Origin of the sequence: Bradyrhizobium sp. HKCCYLRH2047 (assembly GCF_051168175.1) — a bacterium.
Classification (GTDB): domain Bacteria; phylum Pseudomonadota; class Alphaproteobacteria; order Rhizobiales; family Xanthobacteraceae; genus Bradyrhizobium.
In genome coordinates, this window is the sequence record NZ_JBNPUM010000003.1 from 83,427 (window position 1) to 108,435 (window position 25,009).

At 65.7% G+C, this 25,009-nt stretch carries 25 protein-coding genes; 18 read left to right on the plus strand and 7 right to left on the minus strand.

The window, feature by feature from the left end; genetic code table 11:
* Positions 1–58: 58 nt before the first annotated feature.
* Positions 59–1,240 (minus strand): ABC transporter substrate-binding protein, encoded by a 1,182-nt coding sequence (locus ACQR1D_RS07665; RefSeq protein WP_434893863.1) that lies wholly within the window; start codon positions 1,238–1,240, stop codon positions 59–61.
* Positions 1,241–1,409: 169 nt separating this feature from the next.
* Here ACQR1D_RS07665 and ACQR1D_RS07670 point away from each other — a divergent pair, with 169 nt between their 5' ends.
* Positions 1,410–1,889 carry a DUF3280 domain-containing protein gene (locus tag ACQR1D_RS07670; protein ID WP_316239566.1) on the plus strand — a complete coding sequence of 160 codons (480 nt, stop codon included), beginning with the start codon at positions 1,410–1,412 and terminating at the stop codon, positions 1,887–1,889.
* A gap of 629 nt (positions 1,890–2,518) precedes the next feature.
* On the opposite strand, the gene fghA is transcribed toward ACQR1D_RS07670, so the two are convergent.
* Together fghA and ACQR1D_RS07680 are read right to left on the minus strand one after the other, a co-directional pair.
* Entirely contained in the window at positions 2,519–3,364 is an 846-nt protein-coding gene (gene fghA / locus ACQR1D_RS07675; protein WP_434837713.1) for an S-formylglutathione hydrolase, read from the minus strand.
* An 85-nt stretch (positions 3,365–3,449) separates the two neighbouring features.
* On the minus strand, positions 3,450–4,070 hold the full coding sequence (locus ACQR1D_RS07680) for a response regulator transcription factor (protein ID WP_315803709.1): 621 nt from the start codon (positions 4,068–4,070) through the stop codon (positions 3,450–3,452).
* Between the two features lie 154 nt (positions 4,071–4,224).
* Here ACQR1D_RS07680 and ACQR1D_RS07685 point away from each other — a divergent pair, with 154 nt between their 5' ends.
* Together ACQR1D_RS07685 and ACQR1D_RS07690 are read left to right on the plus strand one after the other, a co-directional pair.
* Positions 4,225–5,571 (plus strand): ATP-binding protein, encoded by a 1,347-nt coding sequence (locus ACQR1D_RS07685; protein WP_315803708.1) that lies wholly within the window; start codon positions 4,225–4,227, stop codon positions 5,569–5,571.
* Between the two features lie 200 nt (positions 5,572–5,771).
* Positions 5,772–5,927: a hypothetical protein gene (locus tag ACQR1D_RS07690; protein WP_315803707.1), complete on the plus strand. Its 156-nt coding sequence runs from the start codon at positions 5,772–5,774 to the stop codon at positions 5,925–5,927.
* Positions 5,928–6,008: 81 nt separating this feature from the next.
* On the opposite strand, the gene ACQR1D_RS07695 is transcribed toward ACQR1D_RS07690, so the two are convergent.
* Entirely contained in the window at positions 6,009–6,251 is a 243-nt protein-coding gene (locus ACQR1D_RS07695) for a (2Fe-2S)-binding protein (protein WP_316179915.1), read from the minus strand.
* Positions 6,252–6,316: 65 nt separating this feature from the next.
* Positions 6,317–7,183: a xanthine dehydrogenase gene (locus ACQR1D_RS07700; protein ID WP_434837714.1), complete on the minus strand. Its 867-nt coding sequence runs from the start codon at positions 7,181–7,183 to the stop codon at positions 6,317–6,319.
* A gap of 397 nt (positions 7,184–7,580) precedes the next feature.
* Between ACQR1D_RS07700 and ACQR1D_RS07705 the strand changes: the two genes are divergently transcribed.
* From ACQR1D_RS07705 to ACQR1D_RS07735, 7 genes are all read left to right on the plus strand, one after another.
* The gene (locus ACQR1D_RS07705; RefSeq protein WP_434837715.1) at positions 7,581–8,429 is read left to right on the plus strand and encodes an SDR family NAD(P)-dependent oxidoreductase; all 849 of its coding nucleotides are present in this window, start codon (positions 7,581–7,583) and stop codon (positions 8,427–8,429) included.
* Positions 8,430–8,854: 425 nt separating this feature from the next.
* Positions 8,855–10,594 carry a nif-specific transcriptional activator NifA gene (gene nifA, locus ACQR1D_RS07710; RefSeq protein WP_434837716.1) on the plus strand — a complete coding sequence of 580 codons (1,740 nt, stop codon included), beginning with the start codon at positions 8,855–8,857 and terminating at the stop codon, positions 10,592–10,594.
* Between the two features lie 558 nt (positions 10,595–11,152).
* Positions 11,153–11,347 carry a 4Fe-4S dicluster domain-containing protein gene (locus tag ACQR1D_RS07715; protein WP_006609648.1) on the plus strand — a complete coding sequence of 65 codons (195 nt, stop codon included), beginning with the start codon at positions 11,153–11,155 and terminating at the stop codon, positions 11,345–11,347.
* A gap of 38 nt (positions 11,348–11,385) precedes the next feature.
* On the plus strand, positions 11,386–12,903 hold the full coding sequence (sufB, locus tag ACQR1D_RS07720) for a Fe-S cluster assembly protein SufB (RefSeq protein ID WP_434837717.1): 1,518 nt from the start codon (positions 11,386–11,388) through the stop codon (positions 12,901–12,903).
* A gap of 37 nt (positions 12,904–12,940) precedes the next feature.
* Positions 12,941–13,702 (plus strand): Fe-S cluster assembly ATPase SufC, encoded by a 762-nt coding sequence (sufC, locus tag ACQR1D_RS07725; protein ID WP_315803701.1) that lies wholly within the window; start codon positions 12,941–12,943, stop codon positions 13,700–13,702.
* A gap of 19 nt (positions 13,703–13,721) precedes the next feature.
* Positions 13,722–15,047, plus strand: coding sequence for a Fe-S cluster assembly protein SufD (gene sufD, locus ACQR1D_RS07730; RefSeq protein WP_316216998.1), 1,326 nt, complete (start codon positions 13,722–13,724; stop codon positions 15,045–15,047).
* A gap of 3 nt (positions 15,048–15,050) precedes the next feature.
* Complete coding sequence (locus ACQR1D_RS07735) at positions 15,051–16,292, plus strand: cysteine desulfurase (RefSeq protein ID WP_315803801.1); 1,242 nt, start codon at positions 15,051–15,053, stop codon at positions 16,290–16,292.
* 288 nt (positions 16,293–16,580) lie between these two features.
* Here the strand turns inward: ACQR1D_RS07735 and ACQR1D_RS07740 are convergent, their stop codons facing one another.
* Together ACQR1D_RS07740 and ACQR1D_RS07745 are read right to left on the minus strand one after the other, a co-directional pair.
* Positions 16,581–17,042 (minus strand): SufE family protein, encoded by a 462-nt coding sequence (locus ACQR1D_RS07740; RefSeq protein ID WP_434837718.1) that lies wholly within the window; start codon positions 17,040–17,042, stop codon positions 16,581–16,583.
* Between the two features lie 13 nt (positions 17,043–17,055).
* Positions 17,056–17,481: a response regulator gene (locus ACQR1D_RS07745; protein WP_315803698.1), complete on the minus strand. Its 426-nt coding sequence runs from the start codon at positions 17,479–17,481 to the stop codon at positions 17,056–17,058.
* 448 nt (positions 17,482–17,929) lie between these two features.
* Between ACQR1D_RS07745 and nifH the strand changes: the two genes are divergently transcribed.
* The 8 genes from nifH (at position 17,930) to ACQR1D_RS07785 (ending at position 24,987) form a co-directional block, all read left to right on the plus strand.
* Positions 17,930–18,817, plus strand: a complete 888-nt coding sequence (gene nifH / locus ACQR1D_RS07750; RefSeq protein ID WP_315803664.1) for a nitrogenase iron protein — start codon at positions 17,930–17,932, stop codon at positions 18,815–18,817.
* A gap of 84 nt (positions 18,818–18,901) precedes the next feature.
* On the plus strand, positions 18,902–19,636 hold the full coding sequence (locus tag ACQR1D_RS07755) for a nitrogen fixation protein NifQ (protein ID WP_434837728.1): 735 nt from the start codon (positions 18,902–18,904) through the stop codon (positions 19,634–19,636).
* A gap of 17 nt (positions 19,637–19,653) precedes the next feature.
* Positions 19,654–20,148, plus strand: a complete 495-nt coding sequence (gene irr, locus ACQR1D_RS07760; RefSeq protein ID WP_315803662.1) for a Fur family transcriptional regulator Irr — start codon at positions 19,654–19,656, stop codon at positions 20,146–20,148.
* A gap of 320 nt (positions 20,149–20,468) precedes the next feature.
* Positions 20,469–21,608 (plus strand): homocitrate synthase, encoded by a 1,140-nt coding sequence (gene nifV / locus ACQR1D_RS07765; protein ID WP_315803661.1) that lies wholly within the window; start codon positions 20,469–20,471, stop codon positions 21,606–21,608.
* Positions 21,609–21,610: 2 nt separating this feature from the next.
* Positions 21,611–22,402: a serine O-acetyltransferase gene (gene cysE / locus ACQR1D_RS07770; RefSeq protein WP_316216994.1), complete on the plus strand. Its 792-nt coding sequence runs from the start codon at positions 21,611–21,613 to the stop codon at positions 22,400–22,402.
* Positions 22,399–22,737, plus strand: coding sequence for a nitrogenase stabilizing/protective protein NifW (nifW, locus tag ACQR1D_RS07775; RefSeq protein WP_434837729.1), 339 nt, complete (start codon positions 22,399–22,401; stop codon positions 22,735–22,737). The genes cysE and nifW overlap by 4 nt, the downstream gene beginning before the upstream one ends.
* A gap of 261 nt (positions 22,738–22,998) precedes the next feature.
* The gene (locus ACQR1D_RS07780) at positions 22,999–23,844 is read left to right on the plus strand and encodes an electron transfer flavoprotein subunit beta/FixA family protein (protein ID WP_315803658.1); all 846 of its coding nucleotides are present in this window, start codon (positions 22,999–23,001) and stop codon (positions 23,842–23,844) included.
* 36 nt (positions 23,845–23,880) lie between these two features.
* Positions 23,881–24,987, plus strand: coding sequence for an electron transfer flavoprotein subunit alpha/FixB family protein (locus tag ACQR1D_RS07785; RefSeq protein ID WP_434837730.1), 1,107 nt, complete (start codon positions 23,881–23,883; stop codon positions 24,985–24,987).
* The last annotated feature ends 22 nt before the right edge of the window (positions 24,988–25,009 follow it).

Below are 25,009 nucleotides of genomic sequence, written 5' to 3' on the forward strand. Positions count from 1 at the left end.
CCTCTCAGCATTCGACCTGTCGGACTGCGCATCGTCATCAACATCTTCCAATCCGACATCATTGCAGCTTGCACTTGGTTTCGGGGCGGTCGACACCGAGGGTGTCGAGCTCGGAGACTTGATGCAGGAAACCCTCCTGCGGCGAGACCGAGACGATCATGCGGCCGTCAGCCAGCAGGATCGGCTGGCGCAGTTGCAGGTTCCAGTCGCGCAGCGAGAGCCTCGTGCCCTTGAAGGCGGCGATGGTGAAGTTCGGGCCCTTGAGATAGTCGGTCAACGTCTTTGCGTCGCCGGAGTTGGTGCGCGAGGCAGCCTCGCCGATCATGCGCACGGCCATCCAGGCCTGCATGTCCAAGGCGTCCATGCGGCGTGATGCCAGCTTCATGAAGCGGTTCTGCAATTGCGTCGCGCCCCACTGGTCCTGCGCCGGATCCCAGCTGGTCGGACGCAGGCCGGCGGAGCCCGCGACGGGGCGCGGATCCCAGGTGCGATAGGGCAGGTAGTTGGCGAACACCTCGCTCTCGTCGGCGGCGACCAGCACGTCATAGGCCGGCGCCTTCTGCGTGAACACCGGCATCTGGCGCTGGATCAGGGTCACGCCAGAGTCAGTGCGCCGCGCGCCGCCGGTGTCCTCGAAGGTGCGCTCCTCGACGATTCTAGCGCCGAAACGGGTGGCGGCGCGACGCAGCGCGTCGGCGAACAGCTTGTCGTTGTCGTGCGAGCCGGTGACCAGAAGCCAGCGCTTCCACTGCTTCCATACCAGATACTGCCCAAGCCCATCGGCCAGCATCGAGCGTGTCGGGGCGACATGGATGACGTTGGCGCGGCAGTCCTGCTCGCGCAGGCGGTCGTCCGTGGCGCCGACATTGAGCAGGGTGGTGCCACGTCCGCGCAGGGCGTCTGCGACCTTCAGCAGCGCATCCGCCGGAAGGTCGGCGAGAATGAAGCCGGCCTTTCCCGCGAGCTCATTGACGGCCTGCGCCGCGTCCTCGTCGTCCTTGATGCGGCGCTCGATCAAAGTGAAGCGCTGGTTGAGGAACTTGCCGGTGGTGTTGTTGTCCTCGATCGCGAGCTTCGCGCCGGCCACGCCATCATCGGCCGCCGGCTGGTCGAGCGGCGACAACGTCTGCGGCACGCCGCTACGGCCGAGATAGCCGATCGCGATGTCGACCGGCTCCGCCGCGCTGGCGGCGGTTGCGGCGGCGATGAGGCCGATCGCGCCGATCAGAGATCGGGCCAGAACTCCCAGGACCACATGTCCTCCCACTGTTCCCTCGTCCTTTTCCGGCGAGGTTTCGTCTTGCAAGATGAACGAATTGGCCTAGCTTTCAACCCCACTTTTGGCCGCTGTCGCGTCATTTCGGATCACGACCTTGAAACCTGCCGTTCTCTTCGCGTTCCTGATCCTGATGTCTGCGACATCAGTGCATGCCGAGCCGACCAAGGTGGCGGTGTTCGACTTCGAGCTGATCGACACCAGCCTGCAGGGCGAGGTGCAGGGCCCGCGCCAGGACGAGCAGACCAGGCTGGCGCACGCCGCCGAGCAGTTGCGATCGGCGCTGCAGGATTCCGGACGTTTTCGCGTCCTTGACATCGCCCCCGTCAACGATGCGGCGCACCACAGCAATCTGCAGGCCTGCGGCGGCTGCGACGTCAAGCTCGCGGGCGACATCGGTGCCGATCTCGCCATCACCGGGACGGTGCAGAAGGTCTCCAATCTCATCCTCAACATGAACATCTATCTGCGCGACGCGCATACCGGGAAGCCGGTCGCGGCTGTTACCGCCGACATGCGCGGCAACACCGACGAATCCTGGACCCGCACCATGGCCTGGCTGATCCGCAACCGCCTGCTGGCGCCGAACTACGGTGCGCCGCAGGCGCAGTAGCCGACGAGATATGACGGTGCATTCTCGCGGCGGATGACGCCCGAGCTCTGCGTGCCGGTCGCCCCTTAAAACAAGAGGCGCAGGGAAGGCCGGGAGCCTGCCGCCCCCATGGTCCGCCTGCAGAAGAAAATGCAGGCGGCAGGTACCACAGGTTCGGCTGGGACATCCCGGCCCTCCCTGCGCGGATGGTCTTAACGGTTGCTTCGCGTTCTCCCCGGTGCGCCGGGCTTTCTGGTCACCGTGCGCGACGACACGCTTCTCACGCGCCGCCACGGGGGCATCGGCATCGGGATGCCAGGACCACGCGACTTGGCCGTACGCCGCGGCGCGTTCGTCCGCATGCTCTCGCGAGCATGCTGCGCGCCGCCGGCGTCCACCGCATCCCGCCTCCACGTTCGTGACGACCGCGATACGCCCTCTCGACGAGGCGGGATGGCGCGATACAATCATGTATTCTGGAAAAGCGAAAGCAGAATCTTTTTCCCCGACGCACTGGACACGGTGATCGCCTTGCGCGGCCTGCGGAAATCGGCCTGCGCGCGCAGCAGATGATCGGGCGGTGAAGATCATGACATTGCCTCGACGGCGCGCGATCGCGCCCGTCGGGCAAATCAAGGCCGCGGCTGATGTCAGCGGCCGAGCCGCGCGGCGTGCCAGCGCAGATGATCGGCCATGTAGGTCGAGATGAAGTAGTAGCTGTGGTCGTAGCCCTCCTGCTTGCGCAGCAGCAGCGGGATGTGGGCCTTGTCGCAAGCGGCCTTGAGCAACTCCGGGCGCAACTGCTGGGTCAGGAACTGATCGGCGGTGCCGACATCGACCAGCAGGTCGGAGACGCGCGCGCCGTCCTCGATCAGCGCCACCGCATCGTGCTTGCGCCACGCCGCCTTGTCGGCGCCGAGATAGCCGCCCAGGGCCTTCTCGCCCCACGGCACCTGCGACGGCGCGACGATCGGCGAGAACGCGCTGGCCGCGCGGTAGCGGTCGGGGTTGCGCAACGCCACCGTGAGCGCGCCATGGCCGCCCATCGAGTGGCCCATCACCGACTGCCGGCGCGGATCGACCGGGAAGTTTGCCGCGACCACGCTCGGCAGCTCCTCGGTGACGTAGCTCCACATCCGGTAGTTCTTCGCGAACGGTGCCTCGGTCGCGTCGACATAGAAGCCGGCGCCGAGGCCGAAATCATAGGCGTTGTTGGGATCGCCGGGCACGCCGTCGCCGCGCGGCGAAGTGTCGGGCGCCACAAAGACGAGGCCGAGCTCGGCGCAGGCGGCGCGAAACTCGCCCTTCTCGGTGACGTTGGCGTGGGTGCAGGTCAGGCCGGAGAGATACCAGACGACCGGCAGCTTCGCGCCGTCGGCATGCGGCGGCACGAACACCGAGAACGTCATCTCGGTCTTGGTCTCCTGGCTGGCGTGGCGGTAGACGCCCTGGACGCCGCCATGGGATTTGTTCTGGGAGACGGTCGTGAGCGTCATGGGATCACCTGTTCGGCAATGATGTCGGGCTTTTGGCGTGGCTGTCGCCAACGCGTGTCAGGCAGCGTCGTTCAGTCGGGACGAGTCAAGCAACGCCGTTCTCGATCGCCAAACGCACCAGCTCGCCGGATGTTCGCACGCCGAGCTTCTGGCGGATGATCGAGGAGGTGTTGGCGACGGTCTTGTAGGACGAGTGGATCAGCCAGGCAATCTCCGACAGGCTCTTGCCGGCGCTGAGCAGGCGCAGGATCTCGAGCTCGCGCGAGGTCAGTTTCGCCAGCGGGCTCTGCGCGACGGCGGCGCCCGCGAACGCGATGCTGCGCGCGATCGCCGGCGGCAGATAGCTGCCGCCGCGGGCGACCTCGCGGATCGCCTCGGCGAGATCGTTCGGATCGCCGCTCTTGGAGACGTAGCCCTTGGCGCCGATGTCGATGGCGCGCGCCGCGAACACCGGATCGTCGTTCATGCTGAACATGATCAGCCGGGCATTGCCGTCGTGGGCGAGGATGCGCCGCGCCAGCTCGAAGCCGGAGACGGTCGGCAGGTTGATGTCGACGACGCAGACGTCCGGCCGGCGCGCGATGAAGCCGGCTTCGCCGCTCTCGGCGTCCGCGGCTTCGATCAGCTCGAGCTCCGGATCGGTCGAGAGCAGGGCCCGGCAGCCTGATGCCACAATGGGATGGTCATCGACGATCAGTACGCGCATGGCCTTGGGGTCCCGGACTTCCAACTCGCGTCATTGTTGCGATGCATCATGGATGCATGCTGCGCGGTATTGCATGATGTTGCAATTAGATCGCCGGCGGATTTGTCTGTCAACGTGAGTGCGCATGAAACCCGGTGGCGGTGAGGCGGAGAGAATGTGGCAGAATTGGTCGTTGCGGACCCGCATCAACGTGCTGCTGGCGCTGCTGCTGACGCTGGGCCTCGCCATCAACATCGGCCGTCTCGTGCTGGAGGCGGCGCCGCGCGTGCTGGCGGAGGACCAGAGCGTCATCCGCCTGACGCGGGCCTTCGTCGAGACCATCATGGACGAGGTCAACGACGCGCCGGATCCGAACGCGCGGCTGGACCGGATCGTCGGCGATCTCCGACAGCTTCGTCACGTCAGCGTGAGACGGCAGGGAATGCCGGCGCAGACTCCGCCCTCTCCCGGCGTCGGCCGCGCGGCACCGGCGTGGTTCATCGCACTGGTGCATCCCGACAAGACCTCGGTCAGCATGCCGGTCATCGTCGCCGGCCAAAGTGACTCGCTGGTGATCACCTCGCATCCCGACGACGAGATCGCGGAGATCTGGGACGGCATCGTCACCCAGCTCGTCGTCGGCTCGCTGGTCGGGCTGGCGTTGTTCGCGATCACCATGCTCGTGGTCGGCCGCGCGCTGGCGCCGCTTTCGGATCTGTCGGACGCGATGAGCCGGATCGAGGCCGGCGCCTACGATACCCGCGTCAAGCCGGGCGGCGCGCCCGAGCTCGCGGCGCTCTGCGCCAAGCTCAACCATCTCGCCGGCGCGCTCGGCGAGGCGGTGGAGGAGAAGCGCCGCCTGGCCGAGCGCACGGTGTCGCTGCAGGACCACGAGCGCAAGGAAATCGCGCGCGAGCTGCATGACGAGTTCGGGCCGCATTTGTTCGCGCTGCGCGCCCATGCCAGCGCGCTGATGCGATTGCCGGAGGCTGCGACGCTCGACGTCGCCGCGATGCGTCGGCACGGCCAGGCGATCCTCGACCAGGTCAACGCCGTGCAGCAGTTCAACCGCCGCATCCTGGAGCGGCTGCGGCCCGTCGGCCTCGCCGAGCTTGGCTTACGCGAGGCGCTCGGCGCTTTGGTGCGGCTGTGGCGGGAGTCGCGCCCGGAGGTCGCGATCGAGACCAGCTTCACCGACACGGTCGTGCGCAGCAACGAGACGGCGGAGCTGACGATCTACCGGGTGGTGCAGGAGGCGCTGACCAACGTGTTCCGCCACGCCGAGGCCACCGCGGTCGACGTCACCATCGAGCCGCTGCAGCAGACGACGGCCGGCCATCGCCGCAGCTATACGCGGGTGCGCGTCCGCGACGACGGCCGCGGGTTCAGCCCGGAGCACAAGCTCGGCTTCGGCCTCACCGGCATGCGCGAGCGGCTGCTGGCGCTGGGGGGCACCCTGACGGTGGCCTCCACCGGCGCCGGCGTCACGATCGAGGCGATGGTGCCGGCCGACGCGGCGTGAGTCCGGCCGCAACGAACCATCCGACCGGCTATTCGCAATTTGCCGCGCGGAGCACGCGGCGGCAGCTCCGCGGCAGATCGCCTATGGCGAGCATGCCTTGGAACTTCGTCTCGTCCCGATGATTGCCACGCAGGTCACACCGTCGAGGCGTGCCACCGAGGATCCCGCCGGGTGAGCGCGAGCGGACAAGGAGCGAGCTGATGAGCAAGGAAACGCCGAAGGACGATCCGCGCCAGAAAAGCGACTGGGGCTCGATGAAGCAGACCGACAAGCCCTGGGCCGAGAAGCCGGAGAAGGAGCAGCGCTCGGAGGCGGCCAAGGACCTGGAGACGTGGAGCGAGAGCAACACGCATTGAGGTGACGGACTGCGATGCGGATAGACGTGTGCAGCTCGGCGTTGTCGCCTTTGTCCGACATCCGACAAATCCGTGTCGGAGCTACGCGGCGGACATCATCGCGCACGGCGCCGGCTCGGGCTGCACCGGCCACACCGCCGCGACGGCCGTGTCAGCCTGCCGCTCGTCGAGAATCCGTTTCACCGAGCGCGAGCAGAGGCCGCATTGGACCGTGCAGCCGAGACAATCATACACTTGCGCCGGCGAGCCGAAGGTGATGTCGGCCGCCGTGACGACGTCGCGAATGGCCGTGTCGCTGATGACGTTGCAGGAACAGATGATCATGGCTGTTGCTCGCTCCTGCAAACGATAAGCAACCGGGATGCCAAGGCCGGCGCGCAGGGCGCGGGCTAATCAGAATCGTTCGAAACGATCTGATCCGCGGGCAGGTCCGCGGGCAGGCTCGCGCTCGTCCTGATGCAGTGCGCGACATGCAGCCGCGTGGCGGCCAGCGTCGCCTGGGCGAGTGCCTGTCCCTGCGCATCGATCCCGGTCCACTGCGCATGACGGCCGCGTGGATCGATCTCGGCGAGCGCGATGCCGGCCGGCAGGTCGCTGCCGTCGCGGACGATGCCGCGCAGGATGCCGTCATGGGGGGCCGTGACCGGCGCGCCGGAGAGATGGCCGATCACGAAGCCCTTGTAGATGCGCGTGCCGATCTCGATCGGAGTATGCCATCGGCCCTCATGCGGCGAATGCACCAGGCACTCGACGCCGATTAGCGCGCCGACATCATCCGTTGCCAGCGTCCAGCCCTGGCGTACGATCTGGCCGACCCGGTCCGGCCGGGTCTCGATCGCGATATCGCAATTGGCCGACGGCGAGAAACCCGGACCGATGCCGATCGAGAGCCGCGTCATGCCGCGCAGGTCCGGGGTCACTTCGCGCCTCTGCATCCGCGCGTCGATCAGAACGTCGATGGGACGGACCGGCAGGAGATCGAGCAATCCGAGTGGGGTGACGAGGACGTGCCGGGGATTGCCGAGCGCCTTGAACACCTCCATCGTGCTCTCGATGCGCTCGCCGGTCACGTTCTCGACGCGGACCGTGTCGCCGAACAGGGCGTCGTGAAACGCCATCTTGCGGCGCATGACCGGCGGATTGGGATCATGCGACAGCACCACGCAGAAGCCGGCACGATGCAGATGCACGCCGATCGCCGACGCGACGTCGTTGGTCCCGAGGACCACGGCGAAGCGCACTGCATTCGTCCCCATGTCCTGGTCCATACGCTGTTGGCGTCTCGTGGCTGTCCGTCGTTCGACTGACAAGCGGTCTTCCAGTTCGAATGATCGGTTCCGTCGAGCAAGAGTTGGACCATCGGCCATCGTTCTGAAAACGATCGCGCTTTGACGGTCTTGCGAAGGACGCGGTCCAAAGCTGACGCGGGATGTGTCCAGAACCCGCCAATCTGTCGCGAACCCGACAGGAAAAGGCTGCTTTGCCCGCTGTTTTCGCTGGCCCGGAATCTGCACAACCGGAGCATGGCGATACCACTGGTATTTCCGATCGTCGCGGAGCCTGCGCCCAGACCACGTCTGAGGCAAAGGCAGCAGCCGAAGCTCGGTAGCCGGCGTCCTGGTGGCGTTGCGGCGCAGGATCAGGACGGATGAGGTGAGCCTCGATCTCGACCAGGACGTCCGCGAACCCGTCATCGAGGCGGCCGGGACCATCACGGCGTGCCCGTTCCATCGAGACATGGCCGCCGCCGAGCGGCCCGCGCGCACCGAGCAGAAAACGCTCGTGCTGACCGGCGGCTCGCGCGGCATCGGTCATGCGACCGCAAAGCTGTTCTCCGACGCCGGCTGGCGCATCATCACCTGCTCGCGCCAGCCTTTCGATGGCGGCCGCTGTCCGTGGGACGCCGGTCCCGACAATCACGTCCAGGTCGATCTCAGCGATCGCAAGGCGATCCCGCGTGCGATTGCCGACATCAAGCAGCGGCTCGACGGCGCGCCGCTGCATGCCTTGATCAACAATGCCGCGATCTCTCCGAAGGCCGGCGACGGCGGCCGGCTGGATTCGCTGTCGACCTCGGTCGAAACCTGGATGACCGTCTTTCACGTCAATTTTCTCGGACCGATCCTGCTGGCGCGCGGGCTGTTCGAGGAGCTGAAGCGCGGGCAGGGCGCGGTCGTCAACGTGACCTCGATCGTCGGCACCCGCGTCCATCCGTTTGCGGGCACAGCCTATGCGACCTCGAAGGCGGCGCTCGCCTGCCTGACTCGCGAGATGGCGCACGACTTCGCGCCGCATGGCATCCGCGTCAACGCCATCGCGCCGGGCGAGATCAAGACCGAGATGGTGTCGCCGGAGACCGAGGCGCGGTTCTCGCCGCTGATTCCGATGCGCCGGATCGGCGCGCCGGAAGAGGTCGCCAAGGTGCTGTTCTTTTTGTGCTCGGATGCGGCGAGCTACGTGACCGGCGAGGAGATTCAGATCAACGGGGGGCAGCACCTCTAGGTTGATCACAGCCGCGCGCGGCCGACACGCGGATGTGAACGCGTCATGCCGCGGCTGGCAGCCGAAGGAGATGAGCGGCGGGCCGGACGTGGAAAGTTGGTGTTCAGGTGTTGTCCGTTGCGATCCGGTCGCAAACATGCCGGCGGATACGCGAATACTAGATGTCGAGAAGACAACGCGAAATCGTCAGGCGCATCGTCTTTGCCGCCCGGGCGGACGTGCAATGCACGCATCGTCACGGGTGCAAACTAATTTGTTAACATCATGAAAGCCTGCAGCTTTTCTGATCTGTCCGTTGCACACTACTTCTGCGGCAATGCAGCAAAGTTAGGCACGACAATCATCTGCGGTTAAGGGAGGATGTTAGAACACCTACAATCACGGGCGGCTTCACCAAGGCGTTCGTGACGATCAGAGAAGCGACGATGGTCCAAACGGAAACACGTCAGGTCGAAGCTCAGGACGTCAGGTCCAACGCCGCGCCGATCCCGCTCAGCGAGATCGCGCTAACCGGAATTTTCGAAATCTCGAAAATTCTCGCCGCGCCGACGCGGCTGGAGATCACCCTCGCCAATGTCGTCAACCTGTTGCAGTCCTTCATGCAGATGCGCCACGGCGTGGTGTCGCTGCTCGCCGATGACGGCATTCCCGATCTCGCAGTCGGGGCCGGGTGGAGCGAAGGCAGCGACCAGCGTTATCGCGAGCGCCTGCCGCAGAAGGCCATTGACCAGATCGTCGCCACCGCCGTGCCGCTGATCGCCGAGAACGTCGCCGATCATCCCGCCTTCAGCGATGCGGATGCGGCCACGCTCGGCGCCGGCGCCGACACCCGTGTGTCCTTCCTCGGTGTTCCCATCCGCATCGACCAGCGCGTCGTCGGCACCCTGACGATCGACCGGGTCTGGGACGGCCGCGCCGTCTTCCGGCTGGATTCCGATGTGCGCTTCCTGACCATGGTCGCCAATCTGATCGGCCAGACCATCAAGCTGCATCGCGTCGTGGCGCGCGACCGCGAGCGGTTGATGGCGGAAAGCCACCGGCTGCAGAAGGAGCTCTCGGAACTGAAGCCGGTGCCGAAGGATCGCAAGAGGGTGCTGGTCGACGGCATCGTCGGCGACAGCCCGGCGCTGCGCGTGCTGCTGGAGAAGATCAACGTCGTCGCCAAGTCGAATGCGCCGGTGCTGCTGCGCGGGGAATCCGGCACCGGCAAGGAGCTGGTGGCGAAGGCGATCCATGAACTGTCCAATCGCGCGAAGCGGCCGTTCATCAAGATCAACTGCGCCGCATTGCCGGAGACGGTGCTGGAGTCGGAGCTGTTCGGCCACGAGAAGGGCGCCTTCACGGGCGCGATCAACGCTCGCAAGGGCCGCTTCGAACTGGCCGACAAGGGCACATTGTTCCTCGACGAGATCGGCGAGATCTCCCCGGCGTTCCAGGCCAAGCTGCTGCGCGTGCTGCAGGAGCAGGAGTTCGAGCGCGTCGGCGGCAACCAGACCATCAAGGTCGATGTCCGCATCGTCACCGCCACCAACCGCAATCTCGAGGAGGCGGTGTCGCGCAACGAGTTCCGCGCCGACCTCTACTACCGCATCAGCGTGGTGCCGATCAAATTGCCGCCGTTGCGCGAGCGGCGCAGCGACATTCCGCAGTTGGCGCGCGAGTTCCTGCGCCGCTTCAATTGCGAGAACGAGCGCGATCTCACCTTCGACGTCAGCGCCATCGAGGTGCTGATGCATTGCGGCTTTCCTGGCAATGTGCGCGAGCTGGAGAACTGCGTGCAGCGGACCGCGACCATGGCGACGGGCTCGGCGATCGGCATGGACGACTTCGCCTGCAGTCGCAACGAGTGCATGTCGGCGATCCTGTGGAAGGGCAATACGGTGACGCCTCCGCCGCCGCGCGGCCAGCCGATGGTGCCGCTGCCGATCCTGCCGCGGACGTCGGCGCCGGTCGAGGCTCCCGTCGAGCTGCCGGCGATCGATGCCGATGACGGCGAGTATTCCGATAGCATGGAGGGCGGCGCTGTGCCGGAACGCGACCGCATCGTGCAGGCGATGGAGCGGTCCGGTTGGGTCCAGGCCAAGGCCGCCCGCCTGCTCGGCCTGACGCCGCGCCAGATCGGCTACGCGCTGAAGAAGCACAATATCGAGGTCAAGCGGTTCTGAGCGGCCTGGCTTCGGCTTTTTGAAGGGCGCGCGGCTGGCGCGCCCTTTTGTTTGGGCGCATGCTGCGGTCGACCGCTGCAGTCATCGTGAGAGTCGAGCTTTCAACCACGATGGTGGTCGGCTCCCCTCCCCCTTGCGGGGAGGGGTTGGGGGGTCTCCGAACGCAAATCGTTGTGAGTGCATTCGATCGTTATGCAGGTCTTGCCGCGGCTTACGCTCGGTTGCTCAGCGGTTCGATGTATCAACGATGGCCGGTGTCCTCGACAGAGCATCAGCGCGCATCACATGCAGCGTGCGCGTGGACCCACACCCCCGACCCCTCCCCGCAAGGGGGAGGGGAGCGCACCGTCGTCGCGGTTGGCAGTCCGATTTCGGAGACTACCGCTTACCTCGCGTCCTGTCGCACTTGCGACATGCTGTCGGGAGAGCGACAGCTCGCCGTGACCGGCGAACTTTAGAATCCTCCTTAGAAATCAACCAAATGCTCTCTGGCACGGCGCTTGAAAGATAACGCGCGAATGACATCGCTCGATGTCGCAGGAATCGCGGGAGCTGCACATGACCTACAAGATCATCGCCTCACAATGCACGGTCTGCGGGGCATGCGAGTTCGAGTGCCCGAACGCAGCCATTCGGCTCAAGAACGACATGTACATCATCGATCCGAAGAAGTGCACGGAGTGCGAAGGCCATTTCGACGCGCCGCAATGCGCTGCTGTCTGTCCGGTGCCGGACACCTGCGTCCCTGCCTGACGCGGGCCGCGGCGGAAACATTGCAAGCGGAGTGAGCGATGGCAGCAGTTCAGGAGACCATTGATCGGGTCAAGGGCATTGACGTCGATCAATATCGCTACGGGTTCGAGACCGTCATCGAATCCGAGAAGGCTCCGAAGGGGCTGTCGGAAGACACCATCCGCTTCATCTCGGCCAAGAAGAACGAGCCGGCCTGGATGCTGGAATGGCGGCTGGAGGCCTATCGCCGCTGGCTGACCATGACCGAGCCGACCTGGGCACGGGTCGGCTATCCCAGGATCGACTATCAGGATCTCTATTATTACGCCGCGCCGAAGCCGAAGAAGAAGGTGGCCTCGCTCGACGAGATCGATCCGGAGATCCTGAAGACCTACGAAAAGCTCGGCATTCCCCTGCGTGAGGTCGAAATCCTCGAGGGCGTCGAGCGGCCTGCGGCGGCGGAAACCAATGTCGACGGCGAGGCCGCGGCGCCGCGCAGCAGGATCGCGGTCGATGCCGTGTTCGACTCGGTGTCGGTGGCGACGACCTTCAAGGAGGAGCTGAAAAAGGCCGGCGTGATCTTCATGCCGATCTCCGAGGCGCTGCGCGAGCACCCGGACCTCGTGCAGAAATATCTCGGCACGGTGGTGCCGACCACCGACAATTATTTCGCCACGCTCAATTCGGCGGTCTTCTCCGACGGTTCGTTCGTCTACATCCCGCCGGGCGTGCGCTGTCCGATGGAGCTGTCGACCTATTTCCGCATCAACGAGCGCAACACCGGCCAGTTCGAGCGCACCCTGATCATCGCCGACAAGGGCGCTTACGTCTCCTATCTCGAAGGCTGCACCGCGCCGCAGCGCGACGAGAACCAGCTCCATGCCGCCGTGGTCGAGCTGGTCGCGCTCGATGATGCCGAGATCAAATATTCGACGGTGCAGAACTGGTACCCCGGCAATTCGGAAGGGGTCGGCGGCATCTACAATTTCGTCACCAAGCGTGGCGACTGCCGCGGCACCAATTCCAAGATCTCCTGGACCCAGGTCGAGACGGGATCGGCGATCACCTGGAAATATCCGAGCTGCATCCTGCGTGGCGACAATTCCAGCGGCGAGTTCTACTCGATCGCGATCTCCAACGGCTTCCAGCAGGTCGACAGCGGCACCAAGATGATCCATCTCGGCAAGAACACGTCGAGCCGGATCATCTCCAAGGGCATCGCCGCCGGAAAGTCGCAGAACACCTATCGCGGCCTGGTCAGCGCGCATCGCAAGGCGTCGGGGGCACGCAACTTCACCGCCTGCGACTCGCTCTTGATCGGCGACAAATGCGGCGCACACACCGTGCCCTACATCGAGGCGAAGAATTCCTCGGCGGTGTTCGAGCACGAGGCAACCACGTCCAAGATCTCCGAGGACGTGCTGTTCTACTGCATCCAGCGCGGTCTTAGCCAAGAGGAAGCGGTCGGCCTCGTCGTCAACGGCTTCGTCAAGGACGTGCTGCAGCAATTGCCGATGGAATTCGCCGTCGAGGCGCAGAAGCTGATCTCGATCTCGCTCGAAGGTTCGGTTGGATGACGGCGTCGCGCGGCGACAACATCAGAAGGAGTGTTCGATGACGGCCCTGCTCGAAATCAAGGGACTCCACGCCGAGATCGCCGGCGGACGGAAGATCATCCAGGGCCTGGACCTGACCGTGAACAAGGGCGAGATCCACGCCATCATGGGGCCGAACGGTGCCGGCAAGTCGACGCTGTCCTACGTGCTCGCCGGCAAGCCCGGCTACGAGGTCACCGCCGGTGAGGTCTATCTCAACGGCGAGGACCTGCTGGCGATGGCGGCCGACGAGCGCGCCGCCAAGGGTGTGTTCCTCGCGTTCCAATACCCGCTGGAGATCCCCGGCGTTGCCACCCTGACGTTCCTGCGCGCCGCCTTCAATGCCCAGCGCAAGGCGCGCGGCGAGGAGGAGCTGTCGTCGCCCGACCTGATCAAGCGCGTGCGCGAGATCGCCAAGACCCTGAACATCGACGCCGACATGCTGAAGCGGCCGCTCAATGTCGGCTTCTCCGGCGGCGAGAAGAAGCGCAACGAGACCCTGCAGATGGCGCTGCTGCAGCCCTCGCTCTGCGTGCTCGACGAAACCGATTCCGGTCTCGACATCGATGCGCTGAAGGTCGTCGCCAACGGTGTCAACGCGCTGCGCTCCGCTGAGCGCGGCATGATCGTGATCACCCATTATCAGCGGCTGCTCGACTACATCGTGCCCGACATCGTCCACGTGTTCGCGGCAGGGCGCATCGTCCGTACCGGGACCGCGGACCTCGCGCGCGAGCTCGAGGCGACCGGTTACGCCCAGTATCAGAGCGAAGCGGCGTAAGAGCGCGAGGAGCACGAGCATGGGCGTCGCGATCCGCAAGACCAAGGCCGAGCTCGGACTGGCCGATCTGTATCAGGGCGCCCGCCGCTATCTGCCGGGTGGCGAGGAGATCACGGCGGTGCGCGCCGCCGCATTCGACCGCTTTAACGCGGTCGGCCTGCCGCATCGGCGCGTCGAAGCCTGGCGCTACACCGATCTTCGCACGCAGATGAAGGAGGCGAAGCGTCTCGCTTCGCTTCCGGACGATGCTGCGAAGGCCAAGGCGCGCGAGGCGCGCGACTTGTTCGCCGGCGCCGGCTTTCGCAAGCTGATGGTCGTCGACGGCGCCTTCGTGCCCGAGCTGTCGGACCTCGCCGATCTCGAGACTGGCCTCACCATCCAGCCGATGGCCGACGCGCTCGCCGCCGACAAGCCGCTGCTGTCGCAGCGTCTCGGCCCGATGGTGCCGGACGACGATCCGGCGCTGGCGCTCAACACCGCGCTGGCCGCCAATGGGGTCGTGATCCTGGTCGCACCGGGCACCGTGCTGAGCCGGCCGATCCATGTCGCCTTCGTCACGACCAACTGGGTCGCGACCTCGATGTTCACGCGGTCGCTGGTCAATATCGGTGCCGGCGCCAGCGCCACCATAGTCGAGACGCATCAGGGACCCGACGGCAGCGAGTATCAGGTGAACGCCGCAATGCAACTCGTCGTCGGCGACGAGGCGCGGATCGATCACGTCAAGGTCGTCAGCGAGGGCAACAGCGCGCTGCATATCGGCTCGCTGCTCGCCAATATCGGCGCGCGCGCGACCTTCAACCAGCTCGGCTTCGTTGCCGGCGGCGGCCTGGTGCGCAATCAGCTGTTCGTCCGCCTTGCGGGTGAGGGCACCGTCGCCGATATCCGCGGCGGCGCGCTGCTGTCGGGCACGCAGCATGCCGATGCCACGCTCGCTATTGAGCACGCCGCCGAGAACGGCCAGAGCCGCGAGACCTTCAAGGCCGTCGTCGGCGATACCGCGCGCGCGGTGTTCCAGGGCAAGATCACCGTCAGCCCCGGCGCGCAGAAGACCGACGCCAAGATGATGTCGCGGGCGCTGCTGTTGTCCGACGAGGCCGAGGCCGACAGCAAGCCGGAGCTCGAGATCTTCGCCGACGACGTGCAGTGTGGTCACGGCACGACCACCGGCGCCATCGACGATGAGCTGTTGTTCTACTTGATGGCGCGCGGCATTCCGCCCAAGGAGGCCAAGGCGCTGCTGATCCAGGCCTTCATCGGCGAGATCATCGAAGGCGCGGCCAATGAGAGCGTGCGGGCGGCGCTGACCGAGGCGATGCTGGGCTGGCTCGGACGACGGGAGTAGATGATGCATGCAGCGGTGCAGGGAAGCGGCTACGACGTCGGCCGCATCCGGGCGGATTTTCCCATCCTCGGCATGCAGGTGCACGGCAAGCCGCTGGTCTATCTCGACAACGCCGCCTCGGCGCAGAAGCCGCAGGCGGTGCTCGACCGGATGAACCAGGTCTATACGTCCGAATATGCCAACGTGCATCGCGGCCTGCATCATCTCGCCAACGCCGCCACCGAGGCCTATGAGGGCGCCCGTGCCAAGGTCGCGGCGTTCCTCAATGCTGAGAGCCCGGAGCAGATCATCTTCACCCGCGGCGCCACCGAGGCGGTGAACCTGGTGGCGCAGACCTTCGGGCGCGAGCGCATCGGGCCGGGCGACGAGATCGTGCTCTCGATCATGGAGCACCACGCCAATATCATTCCCTGGCATTTCCTCAGGGAGCGCCAGGGTGCTGTCATCAAATGGGCTCCGGTCGATGACGACGGCAACTTCCTGCTCGACGAATTCGAGAAGCTCCTGAGCCCGCGCACCAGGATGGTGGCGATGACGCAGATGTCGAACGTGCTCGGCACCGTCGTTCCGGTCAAGGAGGTCATCCGCATCGCGCACGCCCGCGGCATTCCCGTGCTGGTCGACGGCTCGCAGGCCGCCGTGCACATGGAGGTCGACGTCCGCGATCTCGACGCCGACTTCTACTGCGTCACCGGGCACAAGATCTACGGTCCGACCGGCATTGGCGCGCTCTACGGCAAGCGCGAGCTCCTGGCCGCGATGCCGCCGTTCAACGGCGGCGGCGAGATGATCCGCGAGGTATCGCGGGACTTTGTCACCTATGGCGACCCGCCGCATCGCTTCGAGGCCGGCACGCCGCCGATCGTTGAAGCGGCTGGGCTCGGCGCGGCGATCGATTACGTCGCCTCGATCGGCAAGCAGCGCATCGCGGCGCACGAGCATGATCTCGTCGCCTATGCCACCGAGCAGCTGCGCGAGATCAACTCGCTGCGCATCATCGGCAATGCCGCCGACAAGGGCGCGATCGTCTCGTTCGAGATGCAGGGCGCCCACGCCCACGACTTCGCCACCGTCATCGACCGCTCCGGCGTCGCGGTCCGCGCCGGCACCCATTGCGCCATGCCGCTGCTGGAACGCTTCGGCGTGACGGCGACCTGCCGTGCCTCGTTCGCGATGTACAACACGCGGGAAGAGGTCGATGTCCTCGTGCGCGCGCTGAGGAAGGCGCAGGAGTTTTTCGCGTAGAGACGACTTGCCCTACGCTTGATGATCGCAAAGAGACGGTGCCGATTGATGCGCCCTCTCCCCTTGTGGGAGAGGGCAGCACCGCTGTGAGTCCCAGGCAAACTCGGGTGAGGGGTTGTCTCCGCGAGCCACGACCGTCTGAATATGCCGAGACAACCCCTCACCCGGCGACCCAGGGCGATGCTTCGCATCGCCAGGGGCCGCCACCCTCTCCCACAAGGGGAGAGGGTGCACCGAGATCGCCGCCACAAGACGGATCAATCAAGCCAGAAAATAAGCCAATCAAACCTACGCCGCCGCCGCCAGCGCCGCCTGGGCATCCGCCTTGATGCGGGCCACCATCGAGCGGAAACCGTTGGAGCGCTGCGGGGTCAAATGCTCGCGCAAGCCGAGCTTCTCGAACAGGGCGATCGGATCGGCGGCCAGGATCTCGCTTGCCGTGCGGCCCGACACCATGGCCAGGAGGATCGCGACCAGGCCGCGAACGATGTGGGCGTCGCTGTCGCCGATGAAGCGGAGCGCCGGTGCTGCGGCGTCGTGCCGCACGGTGGTGGCGAGCCAGACCTGGCTGGTGCAGCCCTGCACCTTGTTGCCATCATTGCGGTCGGCGTCGGGCAGCGGCGGGAGGCCGCGGCCGAGCTCGATCACATAGCGGTAGCGGTCGTCCCAGTCGTCGAGCAGCGCGAAATTCTCGACGATGTCCTCGATGTCCGGCGCCCCCGGCGCCGTGGTCTGGGTCATCTTCAACATCAGGCTCTCCGTGTCACCGGCTGATCTCCGTGGATATGCGGGCCGGCGATGCCGTCGGGCCCGGTTCGCTCCCGCGCCGTGCCAGCACGGAATCGACCGCGTGCGTGACGCCGTCGAAGGTGATCGGCTTGGCGATGATGGCTTCCGCGCCCTGCTGCAGGCCGGCCAGCGCGAGCGGCGATCGGGTCGATCCCGCGACCACGATGATGCCAGCCTGATGCATCTTCCGGGCAAGCATGCCGACGGTCTCGGCGCCGTCGTCCTCCAGGATGCTGCTCCCGACCAGGACGGCATCGGGTGTGGCCCGCACGGCCTTGCTCAGTGCATCCGCGGTCTCTGCGAAGGTGAAGGTCTCGTGACGCTCGCTGAGAATGTAGCCGAGCGCCGAGCGGATCACCTGATCGGCTTCAATGACAAAGACGCGCGCCTTGCTCGCCATCAAAAGTACTCCTGCTGGCCCGTTCGAAAGCGGGTTTGATCTACATCAAGCAAACTCCGTACCGCCGCTCCTGGCCGGCCTCGGCGAGCGTTCCGCGGTGTTCTCTACGGAAGCGTCGCTCGGAGCCGCGGCGGCATGTGTCGTTTCGGACAGCACGGCGCGGGAGCGTCGGGTGAAAACCCCCGATGTCGGATTTGCAACAAGTACATCCTAGCGCCGAGCTTGGCCGCATCTCTTTCAAAACATGGCCTTTTTAACGATTCCAAAGCTCTGGCACATCAGTTGCAAAACTGGGCTCAGGCAAAGGTTGAGGGCTGAGTGCACGCCGACGCTTCGGACGAGCGATGCTCTCCTTCCCAATAACCCGTCTGCCGGTTCTGGAGAGAGGACGCGGTCTCGTCATGCAAGGCGCATGCGGGACATTGGCAATCGGTTGATGGAGAGCAGAATGTCATCACTTCGACAAATCGCATTTTACGGCAAAGGCGGCATCGGCAAATCGACGACGTCGCAGAACACGCTCGCGGCGCTCGCCGAGATGGGTCATCGGATCCTGATCGTCGGCTGCGACCCCAAGGCGGATTCGACCCGTCTGATCCTGCACGCCAAGGCGCAGGACACCATTCTCAGCCTGGCCGCCGCCGCCGGCAGCGTCGAGGACCTCGAGATCGAGGAGGTCATGAAGGTCGGCTATCGCGACATCCGCTGCGTCGAGTCCGGCGGTCCGGAACCGGGCGTCGGCTGCGCCGGCCGCGGCGTCATCACCTCGATCAACTTCCTGGAGGAGAACGGCGCCTATGAGGACATCGACTACGTGTCCTACGACGTGCTCGGCGACGTGGTCTGCGGCGGCTTCGCGATGCCGATCCGCGAGAACAAGGCGCAGGAGATCTACATCGTGATGTCCGGCGAGATGATGGCGATGTATGCCGCCAACAACATCTCCAAGGGCATTCTGAAATACGCGAATTCCGGCGGCGTGCGCCTGGGCGGCCTGGTCTGCAACGAGCGCCAGACCGACAAGGAGCTGGAGCTGGCGGAAGCACTCGCCAAGAAGCTCGGCACGCAGCTGATCTACTTCGTGCCGCGCGACAACATCGTGCAGCACGCCGAGCTGCGCCGCATGACCGTGCTGGAATACGCGCCGGACTCGGTCCAGGCCGGCCACTACCGCTCGCTGGCTCAGAAGATCCACAACAACGGCGGCAAGGGCATCATCCCGACGCCGATCACGATGGACGAGCTCGAGGACATGCTGATGGAGCACGGCATCATGAAGGCCGTGGACGAGAGCCAAATCGGAAAGACTGCCGCCGATCTCGCCGCAACGGCTTAAGCAGTCTTGGTACCGGCCTTCCTCCCGTCGGAAGGCCGGTACCTCATCGCATGTCCCGTCGACATGGCGGCAGGGGATCGCGCTATGACCATCGCAATCGTGGGCGTCTCGGAATCCGTTGCTGCCGGCCTGCAAAAGTCGCCGCGCAGCGGCTCGTTCGAAGAGGACAAGCGGCATCACGGCCGCGAGATCTACCGCCTGCTGACCGGCGTCGATCCCGAGGACGCGCTGATCGACAGCGACATCGGTTTCGACCGTCATGTGGTCGCGTCGATTCTCTCCGTCTCGGCGATGGAGCACGGCGTATTGGCGGAGCGCGCCGGGCTTTCGACAGTCGAGCTGATCGCGCTGCTGGCGCAGTTGTTTCCGGCAGCCTCGATCGACTCCTCATGGCTGCCGTTCACCGGGGCCGTGGCCGCGCCGGACGACGACGAGATCACGATGGTGCGCGATCTGCTCGCCGCGCAGCGCTCCACGGACGGCGAGGTCGGCCGCTGGCTCGCGGCCATGGTGGCGCGTCGCGCGATGGAGCCCAACCATCTCTGGGAAGACCTGGGCCTGCGCGAGCGGTCCGAGCTGTCGCGGCTGCTGATGCGCCACTTCGCGCCGCTGGCGAGCCGCAACGCCAGAAACATGCGCTGGAAGCGCTTCTTCTACCGCATGCTGTGCGAGGACGATGGCTTCGTGATGTGCACGACGCCGGTCTGTACCCAGTGCAACGACTTCGAGGTTTGTTTTGGCGAGGAGAGCGGCGAGAGCCGGATGGCCGAACGGCGACGCGAGGTGGCGCTGCAGGAGGCGGCGGGCGCCGCGATGTGAGTTCGAGGACCGTGACGATGTTGTTGGACAGCCAGCTTGGATTCCCGTGCAACTCCGACAGCGGACGTTGTCCCCAGGCGGAGACTTGCGAAGCTGGCGAGATCCTGATGCGTCGATGCGAGGACGCGCTGCGTCGGGCCGGGTTGCGTCCTACCCAGCAGCGTCAGCAACTGAGCCGGATTCTGTTCGGCGGCGGCGACCGCCACATCACCGCCGACGCGCTCTATGCCGCTGCCGTTGCTTCGGGCATGAAGATCTCGCAGGCCACCATCTACAACACCCTCAACCAGTTCGTGGAGCTCGGACTGCTGCGGCAGATCGGCGTGGACGGCTCGAAATCATTCTTCGACACCAATACGACCGTGCATCCGCACTTCTTCTATGAGGACGAAGGCGAGCTCGTCGACGTGCCCGAACAGGTCGCGTTCGAGCAGTTGCCCGAGCCGCTGCCGGGCTACGGCATGGAGCGGATCGACATCGTCATCCACCTGCGCCGCAGGCGCCACGCCTGACGGCAGCCTTGGTCGCCGCGCGGTCCAGGCGCGGCGCGGGGCATGTCTCTCCGCGTCGACGTTCGATGTCCGACGCTGTCACGAATCCGACAATCCGAGACGTTGGAAAAACAATCGGATATTCAATTGGTTGGCGTGGTGTCCGGCGGTGGCATGGCCGTTGCTGAGTGAATGGCAGGCCGCAACGGAGCGTCGTGCTTCTGGCGGCCACACACAGGTTGCGACGGAGCGAGTGAATGCCAGACGTCTCCGGACAGCGCGGGTCCAGGAATGCCCGAGATGCCGGCTCTGCCAACGGGAGCGCGGTCTCGGGGAGCCCGATGCCCCGGGTCATCCTCAACGATACCACGCTCCGCGACGGCGAGCAGGCGCCGGGCGTCGCCTTCGCTCTCGGAGAGAAGGTCGCGATCGCCCGTGCGCTGGCGCGAGCCGGCGTTCCCGAGATCGAGGCCGGCACGCCGGCAATGGGGGCCGACGAGATCGCTGCCATCAGGGCGATCGTCGAGGCGAGTCTGCCCGCGACCATCATCGGCTGGTGCCGGATGCGCGAGGCGGATGTCGATGCGGCGATCGCGGCCGGCGTCTCGATGGTGAATGTCTCCATCCCGACATCCGACGTGCAGATCGCCGCCAAGCTCGGCGGCAGCCGCAGTGCCGCGCTGGAACTGCTCAAGCGCGTGGTCGGCTATGCGCGGAGCCGCGGACTGGCCGTTGCCGTCGGCGGTGAGGATTCCTCGCGCGCCGATGTCGGCTTTCTCGCCGAGGTGATCGCGACCGCAAAGTCGGTCGGCGCCCGGCGCTTCCGCGTCGCCGATACGCTGAGCGTGCTCGATCCGGACGCGACGTCAGCTCTGGTCGGCGCCTTGCGCGCGACCACGGACCTGGAGATCGAGTTTCACGGCCATGACGATCTCGGTCTTGCCACCGCCAACACGCTGGCGGCGGTCAAGGCGGGCGCGACCCATGCATCGGTCACCGTGATCGGCCTCGGCGAGCGCGCCGGCAATGCTCCGCTGGAGGAGGTCGCGGTCGCGCTGCGGCAGCTCTACCGGCGCGAGACCGGCATCGTGCTGGCCGAGCTCGATCACGTCGCCAATGTCGTGGCGGCCGCTGCGGCGCGCGCCATTCCACTCAACAAGGCCATCGTCGGCGAGCACGTCTTCACCCATGAATCCGGCATTCACGTCGATGGCCTGCTGAAGGATCAGCGCACCTACCAGGCGCTCGATCCGGTGCTGTTCGGCCGCTCCAACCGGATCGTGATCGGGAAGCATTCCGGGCTGTCGGCGATCACCTCGCTGCTGTCGGATCTGCGCCTGCCGGCGAGCGCCGACCAGGCTCGGCACATCCTGGCGCGCGTGCGCAGGCATGCCGTCGTTCACAAGGGGCCGGTGCCGAAAGAGGCCGTTGCGGCCATCTGGCGCGAAGTCTGCGATCACCCGCTGGCGAGCTTTGCCTGATCATGAGCGACATCGTCGATACCCCCATTGCAAAGCCGATCGTCGTCGAGGCGAGCCGGCCCTCGCTGCTCCGCCTGATCCGCGAGGACATTGGCTGTGTCCGCTCGCGCGATCCGGCGGCGCGCAGCGAAATCGAGACCCTGCTGACCTATCCCGGCATTCACGCGCTGATCTGGCATCGCCTGGCGCATCGGCTGTGGATTCGCGGCTGGCGTTTTCCGGCACGATTGTTGTCGTGGCTCGGACGCTTCCTGTCGAATGTCGACATTCATCCGGGCGCCGAGATCGGCCGCCGCTTCTTCATCGATCATGGGGCCTGCGTCGTGATCGGTGAAACTGCCGAGATCGGCGATGATGTCACGCTCTATCACGGCGTCACCCTGGGCGGCACGTCGTGGTCGCCAGGCAAGCGGCATCCGACGCTGGACAGCGGTGTCGTCGTCGGCGCCGGCGCCAAGATTCTCGGCCCGATCACGATCGGTCCGCGGACCCGCGTCGGTGCCAACTCCGTCGTCATCCAGAGCACGCCGCCCGACGTCACCGTGGTCGGCATCCCTGCCAAGGTGGTGCGGCCTGAATTCACCCATCGGCGGACCGTCGGACGCATCGATCTGGATCATCATCTGATGCCTGATCCGGTCGGTGAGGCCCTTTCCGTGATGCTGGACCGGATCGAGTTTCTCGAAGCGCAGCTCGCTCACATCAGACAGAAGGTGCGCCAGGGACCGCCGCCTCCGGCGCCGACCTCGTTGTGCGAGGTTGATCCGATTTCGAGTCAAGGAGCAAAGCAATGACTGTGGCAACGCCGAACGTTCTGGACGAACTGAAGCAGACCTCTGCTGCCGAGGAATTCTTCAAGCTGCTTGGTGTCGACTACGATCCCAAGATCCTCAATGTCTGCCGGCTGCATATTCTCCGCCGGATGGGGCAGTACCTCGTCAGCGAGGACTTCTCCGGCGTATCCAGCGAGGATGTCGCAGCCCGCTGCAAGTCGTACCTCGAGCAGGCCTATCAGGACTTCCTCGTCTCGACGCCGCTCGATCAGCGGGTGTTCAAGGTGCTCAAGGAGGCGGTGGCGCCGCCGAAGCCGGCTCCCAAGCCATTCGTGTCGCTGACGACGCTCAAGTAACGCATGAACTAACGATCGCTCCCAGAAGCGCCGCCAGCACCACTGGCGGCGCTTCTGCTTTCAGGCGAGCGGTGCGCTCTCAAAGTCCTGTCGCATTCCCGACGCGTGTTGCTTGCGACGTGTCGGACCTCGGCGGCGAGTTCTCAGAAGCAGTTCAGGTTCATGCGCCAAGGTGTTGAATCCGTGCCGATAATCATCGCGGCCGAAACTGGTACGACAATTGCTGTCCTGATCGCAGGCCTACACACCCGGAGTGATCGCATGCATATCGTCGTCTGCATCAAGCAGGTTCCGGACTCCGCGCAGATCCGCGTTCATCCGGTGACCAACACCATCATGCGCCAGGGTGTGCCGACCATCATCAACCCCTACGATCTGTTCGCGCTCGAGGCGGCGCTGCAACTGCGCGACAAGTTCGGCGGCGAGGTGACGGTGCTGACGATGGGGCCGCCGTCCGCCGAAGACTCGCTGCGCCGGGCACTGACCTACGGCGCCGACCGCGCCGTGCTGCTGACCGATCGCTTCTTTGCCGGCGCCGATACGCTGGCGACCACCTATGCGCTGGCGACAGCCATTCGCAAGATCAGCGAGACCTTCGGAGCGCCGGACATCGTGTTCACCGGCAAGCAGACGATCGACGGCGACACCGCGCAGGTCGGCCCGGGCATCGCCAAGCGTCTGGGCCTGCTGCAACTGACCTATGTGGCGAAGATCAACGAGGTCGATCCCGTCGCGCGCACCATCGAAGCCGAGCGTCGCTCCGAGGGCGGCGTTCAGGTGCTGAAGACCAGGCTGCCGTGCCTGGTGACGATGCTGGAGGCGACCAACGAGATCCGCCGCGGCGCCATGGCCGATGCGCTCCGTGCGGCGCGCGCTCAGATCGTGACCTGGAGCGCCAAGGACGCCGGCGTCGAGGACATCTCGAAGTGCGGCCTGAAGGGCTCGCCGACCATCGTGAAGCGGGTCTTCGCGCCGTCGGCCCGGGCGGAGAAGGCGACCATGGTCGACTTCTCGAACCGCGCGCCGGCCGACGCGCTGATCGAGGAATTGTTCAAGCGGCAGCCGAAGCTCGAAGCCGAGCTGACGACGTCAGCACACGGCTTCTGATCCAGACGGCTTTTGACGGACCAAGGGACGACGATCATGAGCGAACCCACCAAAGCACCGCCCGCCGCAGCCGGTCGCGCCGCGACCAAGAAGGAGCTGCCCGAGCATTTCAAGGCCTACAAGCACGTCTGGGTGTTCATCGAGCAGGAGCGCGGCCAGGTTCACCCGGTGTCCTGGGAGCTGATGGGCGCCGGCCGCAAGCTCGCCGACAAGCTGAAGGTCGATCTGGCGGCCGTGGTGATCGGTCCTCCCGGAGAAGCCGTGCGGCACGCTGCCGCGGAGTCGTTCTGCTATGGCGCCGATCTCGCCTACATCGTCGCGGACGGCGTTCTTACCGACTATCGCAACGAAGCCTATACCAAGGCACTGACCGACGTCGTCAACACCTTCAAGCCGGAGATCCTGCTGCTCGGCGCCACCACGCTCGGCCGCGACCTCGCGGGCTCCGTCGCGACGACCCTGCTCACCGGTCTGACCGCCGACTGCACCGAGCTCGACGTCGATGGCGACGGTTCCCTGGCCGCGACGCGGCCGACCTTCGGTGGTTCGCTGCTCTGCACGATCTACACGCTGAACTACCGGCCGCAGATGGCGACCGTCCGCCCGCGCGTGATGCCGATGCCGGACCGCGTCGAGAAGCCTGCGAGCCGCGTCATCGAGCACAAGCTCGGTCTCGTCGAGGAGGACATCGTCACCAAGGTGCTGTCCTTCATTCCGGATCGCGATTCCGCCAAGTCCAATCTCGCCTATGCCGACATCGTCGTGGCCGGCGGGCTCGGGCTTGGCTCGCCGGAGAACTTCCAGCTCGTCAAGGGGCTCGCGTCGGTGCTCGGCGCCGAATTCGGCTGCTCCCGGCCACTGGTGCAGAAGGGCTGGGTCACGTCCGATCGGCAGATCGGCCAGACCGGCAAGACCATCCGGCCCAAGCTGTACATCGCCGCAGGCATTTCCGGCGCGATCCAGCATCGGGTCGGTGTCGAGGGCGCCGATCTGATCGTCGCCATCAACACCGACAAGAACGCGCCGATCTTCGACTTCGCGCATGTCGGCATCGTCACCGACGCGATCCGGCTGCTGCCTGCGCTGACGGAGGCATTCCGTGCGCGTCTGTCGCCGCATTCGCGCGATCGCATCGCAAGCTAGGCACCAGAGAGGGAGCAGGGCA

What these genes read in the sequence shown, in the direction of transcription:
- ACQR1D_RS07670 (WP_316239566.1), top strand. Translation starts at nt 1,410, where the DNA reads ATGTCTGCGACATCAGTGCATGCCGAGCCGACCAAGGTGGCGGTGTTC.
- fghA (WP_434837713.1), bottom strand. Translation starts at nt 3,364, where the DNA reads ATGACGCTCACGACCGTCTCCCAGAACAAATCCCATGGCGGCGTCCAG.
- ACQR1D_RS07680 (WP_315803709.1), bottom strand. Translation starts at nt 4,070, where the DNA reads ATGCGCGTACTGATCGTCGATGACCATCCCATTGTGGCATCAGGCTGC.
- ACQR1D_RS07685 (WP_315803708.1), top strand. Translation starts at nt 4,225, where the DNA reads ATGTGGCAGAATTGGTCGTTGCGGACCCGCATCAACGTGCTGCTGGCG.
- ACQR1D_RS07690 (WP_315803707.1), top strand. Translation starts at nt 5,772, where the DNA reads ATGAGCAAGGAAACGCCGAAGGACGATCCGCGCCAGAAAAGCGACTGG.
- ACQR1D_RS07695 (WP_316179915.1), bottom strand. Translation starts at nt 6,251, where the DNA reads ATGATCATCTGTTCCTGCAACGTCATCAGCGACACGGCCATTCGCGAC.
- ACQR1D_RS07700 (WP_434837714.1), bottom strand. Translation starts at nt 7,183, where the DNA reads ATGGGGACGAATGCAGTGCGCTTCGCCGTGGTCCTCGGGACCAACGAC.
- nifA (WP_434837716.1), top strand. Translation starts at nt 8,855, where the DNA reads ATGGTCCAAACGGAAACACGTCAGGTCGAAGCTCAGGACGTCAGGTCC.
- ACQR1D_RS07715 (WP_006609648.1), top strand. Translation starts at nt 11,153, where the DNA reads ATGACCTACAAGATCATCGCCTCACAATGCACGGTCTGCGGGGCATGC.
- sufB (WP_434837717.1), top strand. Translation starts at nt 11,386, where the DNA reads ATGGCAGCAGTTCAGGAGACCATTGATCGGGTCAAGGGCATTGACGTC.
- sufC (WP_315803701.1), top strand. Translation starts at nt 12,941, where the DNA reads ATGACGGCCCTGCTCGAAATCAAGGGACTCCACGCCGAGATCGCCGGC.
- sufD (WP_316216998.1), top strand. Translation starts at nt 13,722, where the DNA reads ATGGGCGTCGCGATCCGCAAGACCAAGGCCGAGCTCGGACTGGCCGAT.
- ACQR1D_RS07735 (WP_315803801.1), top strand. Translation starts at nt 15,051, where the DNA reads ATGCATGCAGCGGTGCAGGGAAGCGGCTACGACGTCGGCCGCATCCGG.
- ACQR1D_RS07740 (WP_434837718.1), bottom strand. Translation starts at nt 17,042, where the DNA reads ATGTTGAAGATGACCCAGACCACGGCGCCGGGGGCGCCGGACATCGAG.
- ACQR1D_RS07745 (WP_315803698.1), bottom strand. Translation starts at nt 17,481, where the DNA reads ATGGCGAGCAAGGCGCGCGTCTTTGTCATTGAAGCCGATCAGGTGATC.
- nifH (WP_315803664.1), top strand. Translation starts at nt 17,930, where the DNA reads ATGTCATCACTTCGACAAATCGCATTTTACGGCAAAGGCGGCATCGGC.
- ACQR1D_RS07755 (WP_434837728.1), top strand. Translation starts at nt 18,902, where the DNA reads ATGACCATCGCAATCGTGGGCGTCTCGGAATCCGTTGCTGCCGGCCTG.
- irr (WP_315803662.1), top strand. Translation starts at nt 19,654, where the DNA reads ATGTTGTTGGACAGCCAGCTTGGATTCCCGTGCAACTCCGACAGCGGA.
- nifV (WP_315803661.1), top strand. Translation starts at nt 20,469, where the DNA reads ATGCCCCGGGTCATCCTCAACGATACCACGCTCCGCGACGGCGAGCAG.
- cysE (WP_316216994.1), top strand. Translation starts at nt 21,611, where the DNA reads ATGAGCGACATCGTCGATACCCCCATTGCAAAGCCGATCGTCGTCGAG.
- nifW (WP_434837729.1), top strand. Translation starts at nt 22,399, where the DNA reads ATGACTGTGGCAACGCCGAACGTTCTGGACGAACTGAAGCAGACCTCT.
- ACQR1D_RS07780 (WP_315803658.1), top strand. Translation starts at nt 22,999, where the DNA reads ATGCATATCGTCGTCTGCATCAAGCAGGTTCCGGACTCCGCGCAGATC.
- ACQR1D_RS07785 (WP_434837730.1), top strand. Translation starts at nt 23,881, where the DNA reads ATGAGCGAACCCACCAAAGCACCGCCCGCCGCAGCCGGTCGCGCCGCG.